The 22,078-nt window shown below is 58.0% G+C and carries 19 protein-coding genes and 1 pseudogene; 8 read left to right on the forward strand and 12 right to left on the reverse strand.

Features of this window, described 5'->3' with window-relative positions:
* Positions 1-164: 164 nt before the first annotated feature.
* The 4 genes from lpxC (at position 165) to Q0932_RS03720 (ending at position 5,602) form a co-directional block, all read left to right on the forward strand.
* Complete coding sequence (gene lpxC, locus Q0932_RS03705; protein ID WP_299349837.1) at positions 165-1,085, forward strand: UDP-3-O-acyl-N-acetylglucosamine deacetylase; 921 nt, start codon at positions 165-167, stop codon at positions 1,083-1,085.
* 220 nt (positions 1,086-1,305) lie between these two features.
* The gene (locus Q0932_RS03710; protein WP_299349839.1) at positions 1,306-2,166 is read left to right on the forward strand and encodes an outer membrane protein assembly factor BamD; all 861 of its coding nucleotides are present in this window, start codon (positions 1,306-1,308) and stop codon (positions 2,164-2,166) included.
* A 27-nt stretch (positions 2,167-2,193) separates the two neighbouring features.
* Positions 2,194-3,840, forward strand: a complete 1,647-nt coding sequence (recN, locus tag Q0932_RS03715) for a DNA repair protein RecN (protein ID WP_299349840.1) — start codon at positions 2,194-2,196, stop codon at positions 3,838-3,840.
* Positions 3,841-3,913: 73 nt separating this feature from the next.
* Positions 3,914-5,602 carry a chloride channel protein gene (locus Q0932_RS03720; protein WP_299349841.1) on the forward strand — a complete coding sequence of 563 codons (1,689 nt, stop codon included), beginning with the start codon at positions 3,914-3,916 and terminating at the stop codon, positions 5,600-5,602.
* An 11-nt stretch (positions 5,603-5,613) separates the two neighbouring features.
* On the opposite strand, the pseudogene Q0932_RS03725 reads toward Q0932_RS03720, so the two are convergent.
* From Q0932_RS03725 to cobS, 5 genes and pseudogenes are all read right to left on the reverse strand, one after another.
* A pseudogene (locus Q0932_RS03725) lies at positions 5,614-5,958 on the reverse strand (DUF427 domain-containing protein).
* Positions 5,959-6,000: 42 nt separating this feature from the next.
* Complete coding sequence (locus tag Q0932_RS03730) at positions 6,001-7,806, reverse strand: aminopeptidase P family protein (protein ID WP_299349843.1); 1,806 nt, start codon at positions 7,804-7,806, stop codon at positions 6,001-6,003.
* A gap of 96 nt (positions 7,807-7,902) precedes the next feature.
* Positions 7,903-9,777 (reverse strand): cobaltochelatase subunit CobT, encoded by a 1,875-nt coding sequence (gene cobT / locus Q0932_RS03735; RefSeq protein ID WP_299349844.1) that lies wholly within the window; start codon positions 9,775-9,777, stop codon positions 7,903-7,905.
* Positions 9,774-10,490 carry an aspartate/glutamate racemase family protein gene (locus tag Q0932_RS03740; protein WP_299349846.1) on the reverse strand — a complete coding sequence of 239 codons (717 nt, stop codon included), beginning with the start codon at positions 10,488-10,490 and terminating at the stop codon, positions 9,774-9,776. The genes cobT and Q0932_RS03740 overlap by 4 nt, the downstream gene beginning before the upstream one ends.
* Before the next feature lie 158 nt (positions 10,491-10,648).
* Positions 10,649-11,635 (reverse strand): cobaltochelatase subunit CobS, encoded by a 987-nt coding sequence (cobS, locus tag Q0932_RS03745; RefSeq protein WP_299349847.1) that lies wholly within the window; start codon positions 11,633-11,635, stop codon positions 10,649-10,651.
* Positions 11,636-11,925: 290 nt separating this feature from the next.
* On the opposite strand from cobS, the gene Q0932_RS03750 reads away from it, so the two are divergent.
* The 3 genes from Q0932_RS03750 to Q0932_RS03760 all read left to right on the forward strand — a co-directional run bounded on the left by Q0932_RS03750 (position 11,926) and on the right by Q0932_RS03760 (position 15,746).
* Positions 11,926-12,990 (forward strand): MBL fold metallo-hydrolase, encoded by a 1,065-nt coding sequence (locus Q0932_RS03750; RefSeq protein WP_299349849.1) that lies wholly within the window; start codon positions 11,926-11,928, stop codon positions 12,988-12,990.
* A 174-nt stretch (positions 12,991-13,164) separates the two neighbouring features.
* The gene (msrB, locus tag Q0932_RS03755; RefSeq protein WP_299350617.1) at positions 13,165-13,581 is read left to right on the forward strand and encodes a peptide-methionine (R)-S-oxide reductase MsrB; all 417 of its coding nucleotides are present in this window, start codon (positions 13,165-13,167) and stop codon (positions 13,579-13,581) included.
* 89 nt (positions 13,582-13,670) lie between these two features.
* Positions 13,671-15,746 carry an adenylate/guanylate cyclase domain-containing protein gene (locus Q0932_RS03760; protein ID WP_299349851.1) on the forward strand — a complete coding sequence of 692 codons (2,076 nt, stop codon included), beginning with the start codon at positions 13,671-13,673 and terminating at the stop codon, positions 15,744-15,746.
* A gap of 19 nt (positions 15,747-15,765) precedes the next feature.
* Here the strand turns inward: Q0932_RS03760 and Q0932_RS03765 are convergent, their stop codons facing one another.
* The gene (locus tag Q0932_RS03765; RefSeq protein ID WP_299349853.1) at positions 15,766-16,389 is read right to left on the reverse strand and encodes a DnaJ domain-containing protein; all 624 of its coding nucleotides are present in this window, start codon (positions 16,387-16,389) and stop codon (positions 15,766-15,768) included.
* Between the two features lie 73 nt (positions 16,390-16,462).
* Between Q0932_RS03765 and Q0932_RS03770 the strand changes: the two genes are divergently transcribed.
* Complete coding sequence (locus tag Q0932_RS03770) at positions 16,463-16,720, forward strand: BolA family protein (protein WP_299350619.1); 258 nt, start codon at positions 16,463-16,465, stop codon at positions 16,718-16,720.
* Positions 16,721-16,770: 50 nt separating this feature from the next.
* Here Q0932_RS03770 and Q0932_RS03775 read toward each other — a convergent pair whose 3' ends face one another.
* The 6 genes from Q0932_RS03775 to Q0932_RS03800 all read right to left on the reverse strand — a co-directional run bounded on the left by Q0932_RS03775 (position 16,771) and on the right by Q0932_RS03800 (position 22,078).
* A complete protein-coding gene (locus Q0932_RS03775) occupies positions 16,771-17,256 on the reverse strand; it encodes a DUF4177 domain-containing protein (protein WP_299349855.1) in 486 nt (161 codons plus the stop codon).
* Positions 17,257-17,343: 87 nt separating this feature from the next.
* A complete protein-coding gene (locus Q0932_RS03780) occupies positions 17,344-17,826 on the reverse strand; it encodes a thioesterase family protein (RefSeq protein ID WP_366141381.1) in 483 nt (160 codons plus the stop codon).
* A 63-nt stretch (positions 17,827-17,889) separates the two neighbouring features.
* Positions 17,890-19,401: an Asp-tRNA(Asn)/Glu-tRNA(Gln) amidotransferase subunit GatB gene (gene gatB / locus Q0932_RS03785; protein ID WP_299349857.1), complete on the reverse strand. Its 1,512-nt coding sequence runs from the start codon at positions 19,399-19,401 to the stop codon at positions 17,890-17,892.
* Between the two features lie 76 nt (positions 19,402-19,477).
* Positions 19,478-20,785 (reverse strand): hypothetical protein, encoded by a 1,308-nt coding sequence (locus tag Q0932_RS03790; protein ID WP_299349859.1) that lies wholly within the window; start codon positions 20,783-20,785, stop codon positions 19,478-19,480.
* A gap of 124 nt (positions 20,786-20,909) precedes the next feature.
* Positions 20,910-21,338: a hypothetical protein gene (locus Q0932_RS03795; RefSeq protein ID WP_299349860.1), complete on the reverse strand. Its 429-nt coding sequence runs from the start codon at positions 21,336-21,338 to the stop codon at positions 20,910-20,912.
* Positions 21,338-22,078, reverse strand: coding sequence for an SDR family oxidoreductase (locus tag Q0932_RS03800; RefSeq protein ID WP_299349861.1), 741 nt, complete (start codon positions 22,076-22,078; stop codon positions 21,338-21,340). Before Q0932_RS03800 ends, Q0932_RS03795 begins: the two co-directional genes overlap by 1 nt.

Below are 22,078 nucleotides of genomic sequence, written 5' to 3' on the forward strand. Positions count from 1 at the left end.
TTCTTTTTATATCATGTAGTTAAGTGAATTTTGGCGAGGTTTTGCCTATGCGTGTCACAGAGGTTTCACACGGTAGCATTGTTTGAGTTGAGATAGCTCGGACACTCCATTACCTCCAAGGTGCGGCAAGGCATGGGGACCTACCGCGCTACTTGAGGTGCAACGTGCAGAACACAGTAAGACAACCTGTTCAATTCACCGGCGTCGGCCTGCATTCAGGCGAGACGGTGCGCATGACCATTCAGCCAGCGTCGGCTGACTACGGGATCTGGTTCCGTCGTACTGACGTATTGCTGGGGGATGCGATCATTCCGGCGCGCTGGGATGTTGTTGAGCAAACTGCACTGTGCACACGTATTGTGAACCGTTCTGGTGTCTCGGTCTCGACGATCGAACACATCATGGCCGCTTTGGCCGGAACCGGTGTCAACAATGCCCTGATTGAGATTGACGGCCCCGAAGTGCCGATCCTGGATGGCAGCTCGGCAGAGTTTGTCCGCGCCATTCTGGAGGCTGGCCTTGTGGCACAGCACGAACGTGTTCGCGCGATTCAGATTTTGAAGCCGGTAACCGTGCGCCGAGACGAAGCAACAGCCACGTTGGCCCCAGCTGATGGCTTACGGATCGATTTCCACATCAACTTTGATGATGAGGCGATCGGAGTACAGGACAAGTCGTTGACTATGTCGAATGGCACATTTGTTCGCGAACTCTGTGACAGCCGCACATTCTGCCGCAAGGCCGATGTTGATGACATGCTCGCCAATGGTTTGGCGTTGGGTGGCACGCTGGACAATGCCGTTGTTGTCGATGGCGAAGAGGTATTGAGCCCCGGTGGACTACGTCACGAAGACGAAGCTGTTCGTCACAAGATGTTGGATGCTCTTGGTGATCTCTATCTTGCCGGGTCGCCGATCCTGGGCCGTTACACAGGGGTTCGTGCGGGCCACGCACTGACCAACGAATTGTTGCGCAAACTGTTCATGACACCCGGTGCCTTTCGCATCGTGGAGTGTGATGCCTCGACCGCGGCGCGCTTGCCCGGTGTCGGCGTGCATTTGGCGGAAATCCCAGCGGTCGCCTAACAGCCAAACCGCTGGATTGCACACCAAATACAATGCAAAGTCCAATCTAACGCAGCCACGGCAACGTAGGCCGCGTTATTTATTTCTATGTCATGGCCAGCATCCGGCACATTAGATGGTGGAAAACCAACCAAAGACGTTTTGCACCGCAATTTTCTGTGCTAACAGCTTGGGGAAGGGCAGGGATCGCCTGCCGTTTCGGAATATGAGGTTGTGCAGCATGTCAGCAGGCATCGGCTCGCGTGTGAAAATGCTAACGGCGGTTTTGGCTGTCGCTCTTGTGGCGGCCTGCGGGGACAAGAGCTCGGCGGACAAGGTGCGCCGCGGTGAAATCCCAATGGAAGGGTTCACGGCGGAACAGATCTTTGAGCGCGGTGAATATGAACTCACGCGCAACAGAGGCGAAGATGCTGCGTTTTTCTTTTCCGAAGTTGAACGGCTGTACCCCTATGCAGAGATCACTAAGCGTGCGCTCATCATGCAGGCCTATTCCTTCCACAGCGACAAGCTCTATGAGGAAAGCCGGAGTGCGGCACAGCGCTATATCGACTTCTACCCGGCGGACGACGATGCCGCCTATGCGCAGTATCTTTTGGCACTCAGCTATTATGACCAGATCGATGATGTGGGGCGGGATCAGGGTCTGACTTTCAAGGCGCTGCAGGAACTGCGCACCGTGATCGAAACCTATCCTGACAGCGAATATGCCAACTCGTCCAAACTGAAGTTTGACCTCGCGTTTGACCATCTGGCCTCGAAAGAGATGGAAGTTGGACGTTACTATCTGCGGCGCGAGCACTTTACCGCAGCGATCCGTCGTTTCCGCGTTGTTGTTGAGGACTTCCAGACCACCACGCAAACACCGGAAGCCTTGCACCGCTTGGTCGAAGCCTACTTGTCGCTTGGCCTATATGCCGAGGCGCAAACGGCGGGCGCGATTTTGGGGCATAACTTCCAGTCGTCGGAGTGGTATGAAGACAGCTATGGTCTCTTGACCAGCAAGGGTCTCTTTCCGAAAGAAGAAGGTGAAAGCTGGCTGAGCGATGTTTATCGCCAGACGCTTAAAGGGGCATGGCTCTGATCCGAATGCATCCGTCAAGGAGCAGACATGCTGCGGTCACTTGATATTCGGGATATGTTGATCATCGACCGGCTGGAGCTTGGGTTTCAGCCGGGGCTGAACGTACTGACCGGCGAGACCGGAGCCGGGAAATCTATTCTATTGGACTCGCTTGGATTTGTGCTTGGGTGGCGCGGTCGGGCAGAGCTGGTGCGGCAAGGGGCCGATCAGGGCGAAGTCACGGCCGTTTTCGATCTGCCAGGCGAGCACGCGGCACATGCGATACTAGACGAAGCAGGATTGCCCGGTGGTGAAGAGCTGATCCTGCGGCGCGTGAATGCGCGCGATGGGCGCAAGACGGCTTGGGTCAATGATCGCCGGTGTTCGGGCGAAGTATTGCGGGCCTTGTCCGAGACTTTGGTGGAATTGCATGGGCAGCACGATGATCGCGGTCTTCTGAACCCGCGTGGGCACCGCCATTTGTTGGACGAATTTGGTGGGTTGGAACCACAGCGCGCCATAACGCGGGCCTGCTGGTCAGCGCTGAATGCTGCCCAAAAGGCATTGGACACAGCGCGCGCCGAGGTCGAGGCCGTGCGCGCCGAAGAGGATTTCCTGCGTCACGCCGTTCAGGAATTGAATGATCTTGATCCACAACCCGGTGAAGAAGCAGACCTCGACACGCGCCGTCGTATGATGCAGGGCGCTGAGAGGGTGCGCGAAAGCGTGGGGCGAGCGCATGGTGCCTTGGGCTCGGACGGGGCGGAAGGGGCGATCGGGGACGCGTTACGCTGGCTTGAAGAGTCGGTTGAGGGCACCGCTGGACACCTTGAGGCGCCTCTGGCCGCTCTGGAACGAGCCTTGTCAGAGTTGGGCGAGGCCGTGGATGGCGTTGAGCGTTGTCTTGAGGTTCTGGATTTCAATCCGCTGGATCTTGAACAGGTGGAAGAGCGGCTGTTCGCCATTCGCGCGCTGGCCCGCAAACACGGGGTCATACCGGACGAACTGGCTGTTTTTGCAGGGGAATTGCGCAGCAAACTTTCTGCGCTGGATGCTGGGTCCGAGGCATTGTCTGGTCTTGAAACCGATGTTACGCAGGCGACAGCCGCCTATGAAAAGTCTGCAGAGGCGTTGACAAAAGCCCGTCGCGCTTCGGCCAAGAAACTGGACGCCGCCGTGACCAAGGAACTTGCTCCGCTTAAGATGGAGCGGGCTGTGTTCAGCACGGACATCACAGAGGCCGATCCGGGTCCGGATGGCTGTGATCTTGTCGCCTTTACCGTGGCGACCAACCCCGGTGCGCCGTCAGGTCCATTGGCCAAGATTGCATCTGGCGGCGAACTCAGCCGATTTCTCTTGGCGCTCAAAGTGTGTCTGGCCGGAGATGCCAGCGGCGTGACCATGATTTTTGATGAAATTGACCGCGGCGTCGGGGGCGCGACGGCGGATGCGGTGGGTCGCAGATTGGCAGCCTTGGCAGGTGATGGACAGGTGTTGGTGGTCACGCATTCGCCTCAGGTTGCGGCATTGGGCGGATACCATTGGCGTGTCGAGAAACGGGTTGTCGCAAACCAGACGTTGTCCAGCGTTGTGCCGCTGGACACCTCGGACCGTGTCGATGAAATCGCCCGGATGTTGTCTGGCGATACGATTACCGACGAAGCCCGCGCCGCCGCGCGCTCACTTTTGGGTTAAACTCCGGCTAAGCCTTTGCCTTGACGAGAAAAACGGCGTAGAGCTTATCTAAGCAACCATTTCTGGCGACGTCATGGCGAACTCCATTCGCTCCTTTCTGAAGGACAGCGCAAAAGATGCGGCAGAGACCTGCCGTGGCGGTTGGCATGTGCTTGTCGAAAAGGGACCAAGCCAGTTTCAATTCTGGCTGATCAGCCTAGTTATTGGCGTCTGTGCAGGGTTTGCCGCCTTGGGGTTTCGCAAAGCGATCGACTGGCTGCAATCGACCCTCTATGGCACCGATGACCTGACACATCTGCACAGTTTTGCGGGCGGTTTGCCTTGGTACTGGCTGGTCATCATTCCAACCATAGGCGGTTTGATCGTCGGCCTAATCCTGCACCGGTTTACGCCAGACGGGCGTGTGCGTTCCGTTGCGGATGTAATCGAAGGTTCTGCCCTGCGCGAGGGGAGGGTCGAGCGCACAGCTGGCGTCGCCTCTGCCTTTGCCTCACTCATCACGCTCAGCTCCGGCGGCTCAACGGGCCGAGAAGGGCCCGTGGTGCACATGGCTGGTGTGATCTCGACCTGGGTCAGCAACTGGATCCGCGCCGACGGCATCACCGGGCGCGATCTTTTGGGATGTGCCGTGGCCGCAGGGGTGTCTGCGTCGTTCAACGCGCCGATTGCCGGGGCCTTGTTCGCGCTTGAAGTGGTGTTACGCCACTTTGCGGTCCACGCCTTTGCACCGATCACCATCGCAGCCGTGTCCGGAACCGTGATTTCCCGGCTGGAATTTGGTAATGTCACTGAATTTCACCTGCCAGACACCACGCAATTGCAGTTCTACCAGGAGCTGCCCGCCTTTCTGCTTCTCGGAGGGCTTTGCGGGTTTGTGGCCGTGGCTTTGATGTGGACCATTTTCTGGTCCGAGGACATGGCAAACCATATTCAGGACCGCACGGGTCTGCCGAGGTGGCTGCGCCCTGCAATATCGGGCGCCATGCTGGGCGGGCTGGCGATCTGGTTCCCGCATATCATCGGCGTTGGATACGAGACGACTTCGGCGGCGCTGACCGGCGAGCTTTTGATGCACGAGGCAATCGTGTTCTGCGTGCTCAAGGTTGTTGCTGTTTCTATTACGATGGCTGGGCGCATGGGTGGTGGGGTATTCTCACCTGCGTTGATGGTCGGGGCTTTGACCGGGCTGTCTTTTGGTTTGGTGGCCACCAGTATTTTCCCCGAAGTCTCCGGGACTGTAACGCTTTATGCCCTAGCAGGGACAGGCGCCGTCGCCGCCGCCGTGCTGGGCGCACCGATCTCAACAACGCTGATTGTGTTCGAGTTGACGGGCGACTGGCAAACCGGCCTTGCGGTTCTGGTCAGCGTATCGATCTCTACGGCGCTCGGCTCGCGCCTCGTGGACAGGTCGTTCTTCCTCACACAGCTGGAACGACGCAATGTGCACGTGGCGGCCGGGCCTCAGGCCTATCTTTTGTGCATGTTCCGTGTTGCTGCGATCATGCGGGGCAAAGAGGACCCCACATGCGCCCCGGAAGGGGCATGCTGGGAGATGGTCGAGGATGGGGTGTATGTTGACGGCAACGCCACACTGGAAGCTGCGATGCCGATCTTTGACAAAGCGGGTGTGGCCTTTATCCCGGTTGTGACTTTGGCGGGCGAAGGCCAACCGCCCGAGTTGTGGGGGGCGTTACACCACGTGGATGCACTCAAGGCCTATAACCGTGCTTTGGCAGCGACGGCTGCCGAAGAGCACAGTTAGAAGCATAGACCTCAGATTCGTTCTACGGCCACGGTGTCGTCGGTGTAAAAGGCCAGATGGTCCTTGATCCGTGCCACGTCTTCTTTTGGGGTTTCATAACTCCAGACCTAGTTGGTTAGGGTCTGGCTTTTTGTGACAATCGAGAAATAGCTGGCGTCACCCTTCCACGGGCAGTGGCTGCTGTGATCCGTGCGGTCTAGAAAGGCCGTGGCGATGTCCTCGCGGGGGAAATAGATCACGGGTGCATAGTCCCCCTCGGTGAGTTCCAGCGCGTTCTGGCTTTCGCCCAAGACCGCGCCACCTGCGCGGACAGACCAGGTGCCTTCGGCTTTGCGGATGGTAATCTTTGGTGCCATGAGATGCGCCCCTCTTTGATGGTTGGACTGGGCTCAATCCGGTCAGAGTGGCGCAGTGGCGCGATCCAACCATAATTGCGTGTCTTTTGCCAGTCGCGGCGCCAGAATCTGACGGCACGTCGCGTGGTAGGCGTTGATCCACGCAATTTCATCTTTGCTCAAGAGTGTCTGCTCAATCAGGCGGCGATCAATCGGGCACCACGTGAGATTGCGAAACTGCAGCATCTGGCGATGTGCGTCACCGCCGGCCAATTGCGGCGCATCTTCTACGACAATGAGGTTCTCTATGCGGATGCCAAAGGCGCCAGGACGATAGTACCCGGGCTCGTTCGACAGGATCATCCCCGGTTGAAGCGGCACATCAGAGACACGGCTAAGGCGTTGCGGGCCTTCGTGGACACAAAGGAACACGCCAACACCGTGGCCCAAACCATGGTCAAAATCCTGCCCGGCCTGCCACAAGGGCGCACGGCCGATGGCTTCAATGTGTTGACCGGCAAGACCCTTGGGCCAGCGCAGCTCAGACACAGCGATCATCCCTTGCAGTACGCGGGTAAAGGCGGCTTTTTCCTCCGCACCCACGTCGCCGACGGGCAGGGTGCGCGTGATGTCGGTCGTGCCGTCCAGATATTGCCCGCCACTGTCCAGCACAACCAGATCACCATTCGCCAAAGTGCGGTTGGTTTCATGGGTCACGCGGTAGTGGATCACCGCCCCATGTGGGCCAGAGCCGGCGATGGTGTCAAAGCTGATGTCCAGCAGAGCGTTGGTGTCTCGGCGACACTGTTCTAACCGGGTCACCAGGTCGATCTCGGTGATGCCTGTGGTCGCGTTGTCATCGTACCAGTGCAGGAACGTGCACATGGCGGCACCGTCACGCAGATGGGCCTCAGTCGTGGCGGCAATCTCGGCCTCGGATTTCCGGGCTTTGTGTAGAACACAAGGATCTTTGCCAAAAGCCACGGAAACCTTGTTCAGCGTCGCAAGCTCCCGGATCCACTCGGGCGCGCTGGCCTTGTCGAGACGCAAGGTTCCATTGCTCTTGGCGATCTGAGCCTCGAACTGATCAATTGGCTTGATGGTTACTTGGGATCCCAGGTGCGCGTGCAGCTCATCGTTCAGCTTTCGATCATTGATGAACAGTGTGACGAGGCCGCTGTCATAGAGAAAGGCAAAGCAATGTGGCACCGGGTTGCGAGGAATATCTGAGCCGCGGATGTTCAAGAGCCAGGCAATCGAGTCCGGCAGGGTCAGGACCACAGCGGTATGGCCAGCTTTGCGCAGTTCCGCACCAAGGCGCTTGCGCTTGCTCGCATGATCTTCTCCGGAAAGCTCGTCAGGATAGACGCTAACCCTGCCGACCGGTGGTTCAGGCTGGTCCGGCCATTTGTTGCCAATCGGGTCCTCGTAAGAGGCAAGTGTGATGCCGCTGCCATCCAGCGCATTGCGCAGGTCCTCGATCTCTTTAATGGTATGGAACCACGGATCAATACCAATTTCCCCACCCTCGGGCAGGTGCTCTTTCAGCCAGTCGGCCAGCTTGACCTCTGGCCAGTTGACCGGGGTGAAATGATCCAGATCGACCTGTTCGCGCACCTGTTCGCGGTAACGCCCATCGACAAACACACCGGCAACGTCTGGCAGAACGGCACAAAATCCGGCTGAGCCTGTGAACCCGGTGAGCCAGGCCAGCCGCTCGTCACGGGGCGCCACGTACTCGCCCTGATAAGCATCGGTACGCGGCACCAACAGCCCCTTGGTACCACCCGAAAGCATGTATTCGCGCACCGTGGCCAGTCGCTCATGCCCTTTGGACGGATCGGATGTGGTCTCGAAACTCTGAAACATGGGGCCCCTCAAGCTCAAATCATCTTCGTATTGCCAAAAATACTCCGGGGTGAATTGGCACCGGACCTGCTCCGGGGCCAAGAGGGGCGGCGCCCCTTAGCCGACGCGTTTCATGCCCAGAACACGCGCGCGCTTTCGGGGATCACTGTCAAACAGGCTGGCCAATTGTTCGGTCATGGCGCCCGCAAGTTGCTCAACATCCGTGATCGTCACAGCGCGTTCGTAATAGCGGGTGACGTCGTGACCGATCCCAATCGCCAGCAACTCAACTTGCTTGCGTTTCTCGACCATTGCGATGACGTCGCGCAGGTGTTTTTCCAAGTAATTTGCAGGGTTTACCGAAAGCGTCGAGTCATCCACCGGGGCACCATCCGAGATCACCATCAGAATCTTGCGCACTTCGGGGCGGCCGATCATACGGCGATGCGCCCATTCCAGCGCCTCGCCGTCGATGTTCTCTTTCAGCAAGCCTTCTTTCATCATCAGCCCCAGGTTGGGACGGGTCCGGCGCCAGGGCGCATCGGCGGATTTATAGATGATGTGACGCAGATCGTTCAGGCGCCCGGGCTGTTGTGGACGCCCTTCATTCAGCCAGTTTTCACGGCTTTGGCCGCCTTTCCACGCGCGGGTGGTAAAGCCGAGGATCTCGACCTTGACGTTGCAGCGTTCCAGCGTGCGCGCCAGAACGTCGGCACAGATCGCCGCGATGGAAATCGGGCGACCGCGCATTGAGCCTGAGTTGTCCAGTAAGAGCGTCACAACGGTATCGCGGAACTCGGTGTCTTTTTCCTGTTTGAACGACAGGGGCGTCGTGGGGTTGGCGACAACGCGCGCCAGACGACCGGCGTCCAGAATGCCCTCTTCAAGGTCAAATTCCCAAGACCGGTTCTGTTGCGCTTGCAAGCGGCGTTGCAGTTTGTTGGCCAGCCGCGACACCGCACCCTTCAGGGGTTCCAGTTGTTGGTCCAGATAAGCCCGCAGACGTTCCAGTTCGACAGGTTCTGCCAGATCTTCAGCAGCGATTTCCTCGTCAAATTCGGTCTCGAACACCACATAGTCGGGATCAGCTTCCGAGATGGGCTGAGGGGCAGGGGGCTCAAGCGGCGCCTCGCCCTCGGGCATCTCCATCTCGTCGCCCATTTCCTCGTCGGCCATTTCGTCCATCGAGACCTGCGCCTCGGACATATCTTGCTGCTCTTCCTGCGATTGCTCTGGGTTGGCTTCGGATTCGTCATCCTGGCTGTCGTCATTTCCGGAGGAATCCGGATCGTCCTGATCTTGAGAGTCCTCGGCGTCGTCTTCCTGATCCTCGTCTTCGGCGTCCGGGTCATCGCCCAGTTGGTCGCCATAGCCGAGATCATCAATGACCTGACGGGCAAAGCGCGCAAAGGCCTGTTGATCCGACAGCATCTCATTGAGATCGCCCAGCGTGTCGCCGGCGTTCTGTTCGATATAGCCCTGCCAGAGGTTCATCACGTTAGAGGCGGCGGGCGGCATATCGCGGCCTGTGGCGAGGTGGCGGATCAGGTAGCCAGCGGCCACCGACAAGGGCGCGTCCGACGCATCCTTGATCTGGTCATAGCCCCGCCCGCGTGCCTCGTGTTCGATCTTGGCGTCGATATTGCCCGCGGTGCCCGGCATGTCGCGTGCCCCCATGGCTTCGCAGCGGGCAGTTTCCATCGATTCATACAACTCACGCGCCATGCCATCACCCGGCGCGTATTTCGCATGCATGGCCCCGTCGTGGTATTTTACCTTAAGGGCCAGAGCATCCGCTGTGCCGCGCGCCAGCAAAACCTCGTCGCGCGTCATCCGGCGCGACACCTGTGGCAGACGCATCTGCTCACCCGACACGCCCGAGGGATCAACCGTGTAGGTGACGCTCAGCTCAGCGTCATTGGCCATGACTTTGGTGGCTTCGGCCAGCGCCTTTTTGAACGGATCGGCGGGGTTGTCGGTCGGTTTTTTCATCGCGATACTGCCACGTCTTCTAGGTTTGTCCGTCCGGTTGCAAGATCGGCGAGGACCGCCACATGCACATCCAGCGCGTCGATTACTGTATAGTCGGTTTCTCGCCCGTCAAAGGCCAAGTTGAGGTCGGTGCCTGCAAGCACAACGGCATCCGCCCCTTCATTGTGCACAAGCCGGGCGCCTGCGTCGAGGAACGTGGTGCGCTGTGCATCGGTGCAGTGGCCGGAAACGGCCATGTCCTGATAGGTCTGGCCGAGGGTTTCAATATCGTCCTCAAGAGCCACGGCGCGGGTTTGCTCCAGTTGGCCATAAAGACCGCTGCGCATAACCACGCGGGTGCCAAGCAGGCCAACGGTGCCGAGACCCTGCGCCGCGAAATACGCATCCAGCGGCGTGACCGCCGAGACAAGCGGCAAAGACGAGAGGGGCACGGTCTGATCGAAACAAAAATGTCCACCAAGCGAGGTGATCGCGGCACAGTCACAGCCTGCAGCCTTTAACCGGTCTATCAGCTTTGCATAGGTGCGTGCTTGGGTCTCACAGTCGTCAGCCAAGTTTGTGCGGATCAATTCCTCGACATCGGCATGAACAATGGTCAGCTCCAGCTTGCCGCCCTGTGCCTCCACCGCCGCCGTCAGGCGTTGGTAATAGACCACCGTGGCCGCAACACCGATGCCGCCGATCAGGCCGATATGGAGGGAAGGCTTTGTCACGTGCAGATCCGGTGTCAGTTGTCATTCCGATTGGTCGGGACCTGCAAGGCTGTCAGCGTCCGGCCCGACGGGGTGGGCGTAGTGCGCCCGCCCTGTGAGGGGGCGGGTCGGGCGCTGCCCGGCGCCGCCGCAGGGCTTTTTGGGCGCCGAAAGGCGCGTCAGCCGAGGCTCACGCTCGCGGCACTTTCCGGCAGTTCCTCGTCAAAGAGGCGCTGGTAGAATTCGGCCACGGTCTGGCGTTCCAACTCGTCACATTTGTTGAGGAAGGTCAGGCGGAAGGCATAGCCGATGTCGCGGAAGATCTCGGCGTTTTCGGCCCAGGTGATGACGGTCCGCGGCGACATCACGGTCGACAGATCACCCGACATGAACGCGGTCCGCGTCAGGTCGGCGACAGTGACCATCTGATGCACTGTCTTACGGCCAGCCTCGGTGTTGTAATGTGGGTTCTTGGACAGAACGATATTGGTTTCGGCGTCGATCGACAGATAGTTCAGCGTCGCGACCAGCGACCACCGGTCCATCTGGGCTTGGTTGATCTGTTGGGTGCCGTGATAGAGGCCGGTCGTATCGCCAAGACCAACAGTGTTGGCGGTGGCGAACAGGCGAAAGTTCGGATGCGGCTTAATGATTTCGTTCTGATCCAGAAGCGTCAGCTTGCCGTCGGTTTCCAGAACCCGCTGGATCACGAACATCACGTCGGCGCGACCGGCGTCATACTCATCAAAGACGATGGCAACCGGGTTGCGCAGCGCCCATGGCAGGATGCCTTCGTGGAACTCGGTGACTTGCTTGCCGTCGCGCAGTTTGATCGCGTCTTTCCCGATCAGATCGATCCGGCTGATGTGGCTGTCGAGGTTCACACGCACGGCGGGCCAGTTGAGGCGCGCAGCGACCTGTTCGATGTGGGTTGATTTCCCGGTGCCGTGATAGCCTTGGATCATCACGCGGCGATTGCGGGCAAAGCCGGCAAGGATGGCCATCGTGGTGTCCGGGTCAAACTTGTAGGTAGGGTCAACGTCCGGCACGCGGTCAGCCCGTTGGTCAAAGCCCTTTACCGTCATATCCGTGTCGATGCCGAACACGTCGCGCACCGAGATGTTTTCGGTGGGTTTTGCGTTGATATCGATCGTGCCGTCGGCCATCTGTGTCGTCCTTCTATCTCGGGTATTAGCCCGGTCATGTTTTCATACCGGGATGTGGTGCCTCATTTCAGCGTCGACCACAAGGGGAATGCGGCGCGACGTCAGGTCGATATATGGCGCAATTCCGACCGACCTGTTCCGTCCAAAACACTTAGATCTTGCAGGCCAGTTGCAAAGGGCGGGCGACGAAATTGCGTCGATTTTGAAGTGAGAGTGGAAGATAAAACGATGAAATTTGCCAAACGAAAGAAAAATCGATAATTTGAGAGTGCGAAACAGGGAAATGAATTATGAAAAGATCAAAACAACGTGTTTTGGGGGCGGCACTAATCGCACTCATGGGGGCAGTTTCGGGAGGGGCGCAGGCCGCGCCGTGCCTTGAGGTCGTGCTGACGGGGGTCCAAGGCGGGCCGCCAGTGTTTATGGGACAGGCAGGCGCGGGAACGCTTGTGCGCTACGGCTCAGAAGAGAACAATTGCTCTGACGTCTTGCTGCAATTTGATGCCGGTCGCGGCACGACTCAGCAGTTGTCAAAGATTGGTGTGCCTGCCGGCAAGATCACCGCGGTTTTCTTCTCGCATATCCATTCGGATCACAGCGAAGGTTTGCCAGCGTTGATGCAACTGCGGTGGCACTTTAATTCTGCCGGACCCAAAGTTGACATGGTGTGTAGTGACGACGTGACAACGCCCAAGGGCTACACGATGAGCTGCCGCGGGTTCGGGGAAAACATCGGTGCAGCCCTGATTGCGTCGGGAGAAATGGCGCAACGGCTTGCGGAAAATCCGAAACGGTTGCCCGGCGGGCCGTCAGAACTGTTAAATATCATGACCTTTGAAGCATCACCTGAGGCTCAGGTGGTTTGGTCGAAGGGCGATGTGACAGTGACAGCGGTTCAATCGCGCCATGTTGCAGGGCATGCATCTTACCGGGTCGATAGTCCGGCAGGCAGCGTTGTGATTGGCGGAGACGCGGGTAATGACAAACCTGCACCACCCCGTGACAGTTCAACCTCGGCCCAGGTTGAGGCTTTGGCACAGGGGGCCGACATTGTGGTGCATTCCGTGATTCATCCTGTGATGGGGCCGGATGGCACATCAGGGTTCCCGCCGCCGATTTATCACCGGCAGTCCACCGCCACCGATCTTGGCGCTATGTCTATGCGGGCAGGTGTCGCCAACCTGATGCTGACCCACCATATCCCCCCCTTGGGCGCTGCCCGACAGGGGCCGTACCCGATTGAAGGTGGCGGGCTGACGGCCGATGATTACGTCTCAGCGGTTCGGGACAGTGGTTACGAAGGCAATGTCGTCATTGGCCCGGATCTGAGCAAACTGCGACTGGTGGCCGAGTAACTTGCTGCTGTGGCCACGTGAGATTGTTGCAATTCTCACGTGGCCGTGCGCAGGGTTTAATTGTTTTCGGCGATCTCTGTCCGCATGTTGTGTGCAAGAAAAAGGAGAATGCCGATGAACCGACGTGTGATGCTGACCGGACTGCTGGCGGGCGCAAGTTTGACACCGTTGCTGATGCGAGACGCCAAAGCAGCAAGCGAGGCGTTTGAGATTACGCGCACCGACGCAGAGTGGCGCGCGATGTTGTCGTCACTGGAATACAAAGTGATGCGCAAAGAGGGCACAGAGCGTGCCGGGTCTTCTCCGCTCGACAAAAACACGACCAAGGGTAAATACACCTGCCGCGGCTGTGATCTGCCGCTTTACTCCAGCAAACACAAATACGACAGCGGCACCGGCTGGCCGAGTTTCTGGAAAGCGCTTCCCGATGCTATCGCGACCAAGCCTGACCGGACGATTTGGGGCGTGCACACCGAATGTCATTGCCGCCGGTGCGGCAGCCATCTGGGGCACATCTTTGATGATGGCCCCAAACCGACGGGCAAACGTCACTGCATCAACGGGGTGAGTCTGGTCTTCGTTCCCACATAGGAGTGAAATAAACTGCCCGCGGGTCTGCCTTTTTCCGGTTAATTGGCTAGAGTGTCTGGAACGAGGATGACAGATCAACAGGGTTCAGGATGCGCGTGCGGATCAAGTTTCACATTGGCTTGGCAGTAGCCTATTCGATCACAACGCTTTTGTTGATCGCAGGTGTTATCGGGTATCTGTTCTACAGCGCCTCAAATCTTGCCGTTGAAACGGCACAGCGATCAATGACGCAAGCGACTGAGGATATCGAAGTCAGCGTCAACGCCCTGTTCCGCCCAGTGAGTCGCGCGGTGCGCGGGACGGCATTCCTTGTGGAAAAGGACTCGTTGGGCCAGACAGAGCAGGGGGCCGTGCAACTCCTGATGCGGCAGATGGGCGCCATGCCCGATGTCGCCAGCCTGTTCATAGCTTATGGAAAAACGGGACGCTTTCTGCAGGTGATGCGGACCACGTCGGATCACGCGGACATTGATCCCGTGTTGGATGAGTTTGTCATTCGTGAAACCCGTTTTGGCAACGGGGCCATGCTGGAATGGTCCTATGATGACTGGGTGGCCAAGGCCAAGCCGCGAGTGCTGGACATCTTTGAGCCGCGTGAACGTCCGTGGTTTCTAAGTGCTGCCGAGACGGGTGTGCTGTCTTTGTCCGAGCCTTATGTCTTTGCGAGTACAGGAAAAAAAGGCATCACGATCTCACAAATGGCGATGGCGTCAGACGGCTCATTGCAAGCGGTGGTCGGTGCAGACATCACGCTCGAGGGGCTTTCCCAGTATCTTGGCCTGAAGCGCGTGGGGGACAACGGCCGGACCTTTATCATCAATGCAAAAGACGAGCTGATCGTCGTGTCGCATGAAGACACGATCGATCATGACGGGCAAAGCGTAATCGGGCGCCAGCGGATAGATGCGGCCATCCGCCTGCACCGCGACACCAATACAATGCGGTTTAGCATGGAGGGTCCGCGACCAGTGATGGCTGCGTTTCGTCCATTCCCGCCCGAGTTTGGAAAGCCTTGGATCATTGGGGTGTTGGCTGACCGGCGCGAGATGGTTGAGGGCATTCGACAAACGACTGGGCAGACCATTGTCGTGGCACTCGTCTATACTCTTTTGGCGATTGGGGTGATGACCTTACTCTCGCGTCGTATCACGCAACCCTTGCGCTCGGTCATCGCGGAAACTGAAAAAATTCGCCAATTCCGGCTGGATGCACCGTTTTCACTGCGCTCGCCTATTGTTGAGATCGACAACCTGTCGCAATCCGTGGCCAACATGAAAAACGGGTTACGCGGCTTTAAGGCTTTTGTGCCGGTTGAACTGGTGCAATCCATTTTGTCATCAGGCAAAGGTGTTGAGGTCGGCGGGGATATTCGCGAAGTGACGATGATGTTCACCGACATCGAAGCCTTTTCTTCGCAATCAGAACGCCTGCCCTCGTCAGTCGTGTTCAGGGATCTTTCGACCTATTTCGGAGCCGTTTCTGACGTGATCCAGAAACACAAAGGAACGGTCGACAAGTTTATCGGAGACGCGGTGATGGCGCTGTGGAACGCACCGCAATCTGATCCCGACCATGTGGCCAATGCCTGTCGTGCGGTTTTGGCGTGCCGTGAGCGGCTGAACGCGTTGAATGCGCAAGCCGACATGGACGATACCCTGTTCCCGGTCAAAACCCGATTTGGCCTGCATGTAGGTGAAGTCATCGTGGGCAATGTCGGTTCAGACAAGCGCATGCAATACACCGCCCTTGGGCGAGATGTAAACCTGGCGGCGCGGCTTGAGGGTCTTAACAAGCAATACGGCACTTACGTCTTAGTCTCTGAAAATGTCGCCGATCGGGTCAAGGGACAGTTTTTCTTGCGTCAGGTGGACTTGGCAACGCCTGCGGGCACATCGGTTCCTGTGCGGATATTTGAATTGATAGCCGCAACCTCGGTCCAACCCGAACGCAAGGACTCCACGGCGCAGTTTTGTGCGGACTGGCAGGGTTGTATGGATCTTTATGAGGCTCGCAGTTGGGGCAGGGCCTGCGCAGCGTTTCAAGAATTCGCGGCACGTCACCCTGACGACCCATTGGCAAAAGTGTATATCGAGCGGTGCCAAGCTTTTGTCGATCTGCCTCCGGCAGTCGACTGGAACGGCGTGTTTGTGCACGACAGCAAGTAACCTGCTGTCATGCACGCCCTTACTTGAAGTTGCGGCTTTCCTTGATCTGATCCCAAGCCCAGACCACCTCTTGCAGCTGCTCTTCCTGGCTGCGGTCCCCGCCGTTCATGTCGGGGTGCAATACTTTGATGAGCTTTTTGTAGGCCTTGCGAACTTCGGCCTTGGACCAGTGATCCTTGGCTTCCAGAATGTCGATGGCGCGGCGTTCCGTGGGCGGGAGACGCTTTGACGAGCCCGACCCTTTGCCCGGGTTCTGCGTGGCGTTGGCGCCCAGAACCTGATGCGGATCCTCAATGCCCAAACGCGCCCAAGCCCGGGTTTCGGGGTCCACAAATGCCTTGGTTTCCCGCTCCCAAACCTTGTCTTTGGAATTCTGCGCGTTCATCTCGGCTTCGGTCTTGCCGTCGAAAAAGTTCCACTTGAGATTATACTCGCGCACGTGGTCCTTGCAGAACCACTTGAATTCATCCAGCACGTCCGGTGCCCGAGGTGCGCGATACTTGCCAGCCTCTTCGCACCCGTCATGTTCACACACGCGGGTTGAGGTTTCCTGTGCACCCGACATAGTGCGGCGTCCGCGCGGATTGTTCTTTTTCGCGGACTTCACGGACATATCAAATCCGAAGGGATCTTGTTTGGGCATGATCTCACCTTTTCGACTCGGAGCGCAGAGTTTAGTCTATGCGTCGCGAGATAGAAGAGGGCAGATGCAAAAAATGTTAGTGCAGCAGGAAATCCACGACAAATTGACCACTGCCTTCGCTCCGAGTGCGCTTGAAGTTGTCGATGACAGTGAAAGCCACAGGGGCCACGCGGGCTATCAAGAGGGGGGGCAAAGCCATTTCAACGTCATGATCCGTGCTGACGTTTTTGCCGAGATGAGCCGCGTGGCGCGTCACCGGGCGGTGCATAAGGCGCTTGGCGCCGATCTGGTCGGTCGTATTCACGCGCTGGCGCTGGATATTGGAGCCTGACACCCGTTTGTGATGGGGGTGCGCAAACGCCTAAGCGTGCATGCTCTGGTTCACTGGGCGGCGTGTTCGCTCTCGTCCGTATCCTGATCTTTGTCAGGCTCAACAGTGCGCGCACGCGTCTTTAGAGCTGTCGGAAAGCCGCTGGGCTCTTCTTCTCCGGCTTCAGGATGAAACACGGGCTCGTCTGAGGGGGCAGGTGTGGTGTCGTCCGGCTCGGCGTCAGCTGAGGCAAGCTCTGGCGCCGGCAGCTCTTCATAGGCTGGGCGCTCGAGTAATTTCGGGCGAAAGGCGCTGATATCGTCTTTGCGCGGACGTCGGAACACCATCACATTGCGATAGGTCGTGGTTGAAGAGGTCAGCCCAGAGCGTTCTTCAGACGGTAGGGTTTCAGTGCGTTGAAACTCCCAACCTTCAGAAGCCATTTGGTTCATCACGCTTTCCAACGCATAAGCAAACCGGGCCTCTGGCCCTTTAACGCCGCGCGCCTTCTGGCCTTTGGCCGGGGCCGCAACAACTTTATATTCCCAAGCAGTCATATTGAAATCACACAGAAAAACATCAATGAGCACCACTATAGCAGCGCTGCATTCCTGCGTCTTGGTCTGATTTACCGGGAAACCGCGCTATTTGCGGCGGATACCCATTGGTTGGCCGACCCAGTCGGGTTTTGGCAATGGGCTGTGCGCCTTGGCAAGCGCGTCGAACTTTGCCAGCACCTCAGGCGGCATGGGGGCAACCCTTGGGCCTGACATGTCGATATGCAGCCCCAAGCCTTCTCCTCGGGCCGCGACCCAGCCTTCGTCCGCGTGCAGCAGTTCCTGGCAGAAGTGAAAGCGTTTCTCGTCGTGGTCGAGCAGTTGGAATGTCGTGACGACGGGTGTCTCGAGATGAACCTCACGCACGTAACGCATGTGGTATTCCGCTGAGAACGTCGTGTGGCCATTGGCCTGAATGTAGTCCTCGCCGAACCCCAACTGCTCCCACAATTGGTCTACACCCTGATCCATAAGCGCATTGTAATAAGCCATGTTGAGATGGCCGTTGTAGTCAATCCACTCGGGACGGATGGACATGGGAGAAGAACGGAAAGGAGCGTCAAACATCATCAGGCCTCGGCAACGTTGGGGCAGGTCGGACAAGATTGTCCGACCTACAAGATCGTGTCGTTATCAGCCGAGTTTCTCTTGAATCAACTGGTTCACGGCCTTTGGATTGGCCTTGCCGCCTGTGGCTTTCATGACCTGACCCACAAACCACCCCGCAAGTTTCGGGTTTTCTTTGGCTTTTTCAACCTGCGCCGGATTGGCGGCAATGATCTCGTCCAGAGCGGCTTCAATCGCGCCGGTGTCCGTTACCTGTTTCATACCACGGTCTTCGACAATGGCTTCGGGGTCGCCGCCTTCGGTATAGACGATCTCAAAAAGGTCTTTGGCGATCTTGCCGGAAATGGCGTCGGATTTAATGAGCTTGATGATGCCCGCAAGCTGTTGCGGGGTCACGGGGCTTTCGGTGATGTCGTGGTCTTCTTTCTTCAGACGACCAAACAGCTCGTTTATAACCCAGTTCGCAGCCAGCTTTCCGTCGCCTGCTTCCGCCGCGACGGCTTCGAAATAGGCAGCACTTTCGGCTTCGGCGGTCAGCACCGAGGCGTCATAGTCCGACAGGCCGAAATCGCCGATAAAGCGGGATTTCTTGGCGTCAGGCAGTTCCGGCAGACCCTTGGCGATGTTATCGACCCAGTCTTGTTCGATCTCGAGCGGCAGAAGGTCGGGATCAGGGAAATAGCGGTAATCATGCGCCTCTTCCTTTGAGCGCATGGAGCGTGTTTCGTCCTTGTCCGGGTCGTAGAGCCGAGTTTCCTGATCAACCGAACCGCCACCTTCGACGATGGCAATCTGGCGACGGGCTTCGTGTTCGATCGCAGCCTGAATAAACCGCATCGAGTTCATGTTCTTGATCTCACAACGGGTACCGAGGTGCGAGAAGTCCTGGGTCTCCATGTATTTCTCATACTGGCCAGGACGGCAGATCGACACGTTGACGTCAGCCCGCAGGTTGCCGTTTTGCATGTTGCCGTCACAGGTGCCGAGATAGCGCAGGATCTGGCGCAGTTTGACGATATAGGCCGCGGCCTCTTCGGGGCCACGGATGTCCGGGCGCGAGACGATCTCCATCAGCGCCACGCCTGTACGGTTCAGGTCAACAAAGGACATGTTCGGATCCATGTCGTGGATCGACTTACCGGCGTCCTGTTCAAGGTGGATGCGTTCAATGCGTACGGTGCGCGCGCTGCCGTCACCCATTTCCACGAGCACTTCACCTTCGCCGACGATCGGGTGGTAGAGCTGGGAAATCTGGTAGCCCTGCGGAAGGTCAGGGTAGAAATAGTTCTTGCGGTCAAAGGCCGAGAACAGGTTGATCTCAGCCTTGAGGCCCAGTCCGGTGCGTACCGCCTGTGCCACGCATTCTTCGTTGATGACGGGCAGCATGCCGGGCATGCCGGCGTCCACGAACGCAACATTGCTGTTGGGTTCAGCCCCAAATTTGGTCGAGGCGCCCGAGAACAGCTTGGCATTGGTCGAAACCTGGGCGTGCACCTCCATACCAATGACCAGTTCCCAGTCATGTTTGGCGCCCGAAATGACTTTGGGCTTGGGGGTTTCATATGTCAGGTCGAGCATGGGCCGGACTCCTTACAACGCTTTCGGTTCGCGTTCTAAGTGAGCCATAGCCAAGGGGCAAGGGGGCGCAGACGCCTCAGTTCTGTATTTGGCTGATCCCGTCGGCGTCAAACCGCACCGTGTGACCCTCTTGCAGGGCCTTGAGAAAGGGCATGGCTACTGCGGTCAGAGCGGTTTCCTGACCCTTTTCGGCCAGCCGCTCGGGCGAGATGATGCGCGCGGTGTTTTCAAAGCCAATTTCGGCATGTCCCCAAACCAATGGATGCAACTCACGCAGGTGATTTTGAACTACGTGATCAAATCCGTGACGCAGGGCCGAAGGCAATTCTGGGCGCATACCAGATTCGTGATATCGCGCGCGGGTGATTTGCCAGCTTTGGAAAAGGTGGGCCGCCACAAGGTTGGCAATGTGCTGATCCGGGCGACGGTTCAATATGTCCTTCACCCCATCCAGGAAATACTCGACCTCCAAAGTATCAAACCCTTCCGGGTCCACCAGAAGCGCGTCAAACCAGACCCAGGCATAGGCTCCGGCACCCCATTCCTGATAGGTGCGGGCTGCTGTGCGCCGAGCTTCCAGATCCAGGGCCTGATAGGTGCCATACCACCGCGGCAAAAGGTAGTTGCCGAGCGCACGCATGTGACGCGGGTTTTGCGGATCAAGATCAACCAGCGCTTCAAATTCGCGGATCAGGTGCGCGCCGGGATCAACTTTGCCGGGCAACAAGGCGCAGCGGGCCGCCGAAAGGGCGGCAGATTGATAGGTTGTTGGCGAAAACTCGGCAAGGATGTCGCGGGCACGATCAAAATGTGCCTCAAAGGCTTCACGATTAATGTCGCCGATTGAATCGTCCGAGCGAGCCCCACGCCAAGCCCAGCCAATATCAATGTGCATGTGGGCCACAATCAGCGCGAGGGCATAGCAATCGGGGGTGTCCATCAGCACGGCTTCTAGGGCTTCAACGCCTGCAAAGAAGTCGGAGTCTTCTGCCGGACGACCATGCAGCAGAGAATGCTCGGCGGCACGCACGACGTCGGAGCGCGCGCCAAAGGCCATCAGATCGGCGAGCGGAATGCCCGAAGGTGTGGTCAAGCGGGATTTGTCATGTTGCTTTATCTGTTCTGCCAGTTCTTCCCAGCGGTCCTGTCGCGCCATGCGCAATCCGAACTCACGGGCTTTGTCGCCCTCGATCTGGTCGGGCGTGTTGACATGCACCGGAATTTGCAACCGTGCCGTCAGATCACGATAAGTCTTATTTGGTTGGTCACTATCGGGAAGCTCGGTGTCTTCCTTGCGCGGCAGATTCAACTTCCGCGCAAGACCCTTGGAGCCAGGTTTCATCAACCCGGCCAACTGGGCCTTTTTGTCCGAGAAAAAAGTCATTTGTACATGTACTCCGCTAAACTAAGCGTAGATTGACGGGTCTTTCAGGCTGAAAAATGGCGGGGCTTGGGTATCATGCGGACATGTTTGGTTGGAATTGACAACAAGCCGCCACAATGGCCTTTCAAATGACGCGGAAATGGTGCCGTTCTGTCTTAATTCCACGGTCCTTGAAGCCCTTCTCAAGCGCTTCATGAGGGGGCGCGACATCTTGCGGAATGCGCAGTTTGGACTGATCTATCAAGATCAAGGTCACGCGCACCGAGAAATCCCATCGTGTGTCGAACCGGGCGTGTTGAATGCGGCTGAGGGGCAGGTCCGCTTCTTGGCCGCCGTTTTTCCAGTGTACCTGCGTATCCGTCAGCTCAAAATCGGTGATCGGGTTGCGTAAGAGGTCAATCGCAGCCGGCACCGCGAACAGGGCTAGCCCAAGGATGATCCATTCCAACGTTCCAACGGAATAAAGAAAAGCCAGAAGGCCAAGATAGACAGCCAACCCAACCAATGTCTTGGGATTGCGACCTCGGTTCTTGTGTGTCAGCGCGTCGGGCATCATCTGCCTCCGGTCACATCAAGCGTTGTACCGGTAACGTAGGAAGCGGCGTCTGACAGAAGATAAAGAACGGCGCGCGCCACTTCTGTGGCGGACCCAGTGCGCTGCATGGGAACCATGGGCGCCAGCCGTTGCGCGCGCCCCGGCTCGCCGCCTTTGGCGTGAATGTCGGTTTCTATCAGCCCCGGCCGCACTGCGTTGACGCGGATATTGTCCAGCGCGACCTCATCCGCCAGCCCCTTGGTAAAGATGTCGATGGCGGCCTTTGAGGCAGCATAGTCCACATATTGGTTGGCTGACCCGAGGCGTGCGGCCGCTGATGAGATATTGACGAGACTGCCGCCGGTGCCCTGCCTCTGCATCCTGATCACGGCCTCTTTGGCGACCAGCATGGCGCCAATGACGTTGACGTCGAACATACGGCGCAGGCGATCATGGGTCAGCGCGGTGACTTTGACCGCCTGATCGACGATCCCGGCATTGTTGACCAACGCATCAAGCCGCCCGAACCGGTCGTCAATCGCCTCGTATAGCGCCTCAATGTCCGAGGGCTGCGCCACGTCAGCCTGACAGACCAGAACCTGCGCGCCTGCGGCTTCACAGGCCTCTGCGACTTTCGCCATTGCCGCCGCTTCACTTCGATAGGTCAGGGCAAGGTCATAGCCTTCGACCGCGGCAAGGCGGGCCGTCGCGGCGCCGATCCCGGTGCTGGCGCCGGTAATGAGGCAGATTTTTCGCAT

This window comes from uncultured Shimia sp. (genome assembly GCF_947498095.1).
GTDB lineage: Bacteria > Pseudomonadota > Alphaproteobacteria > Rhodobacterales > Rhodobacteraceae > Shimia.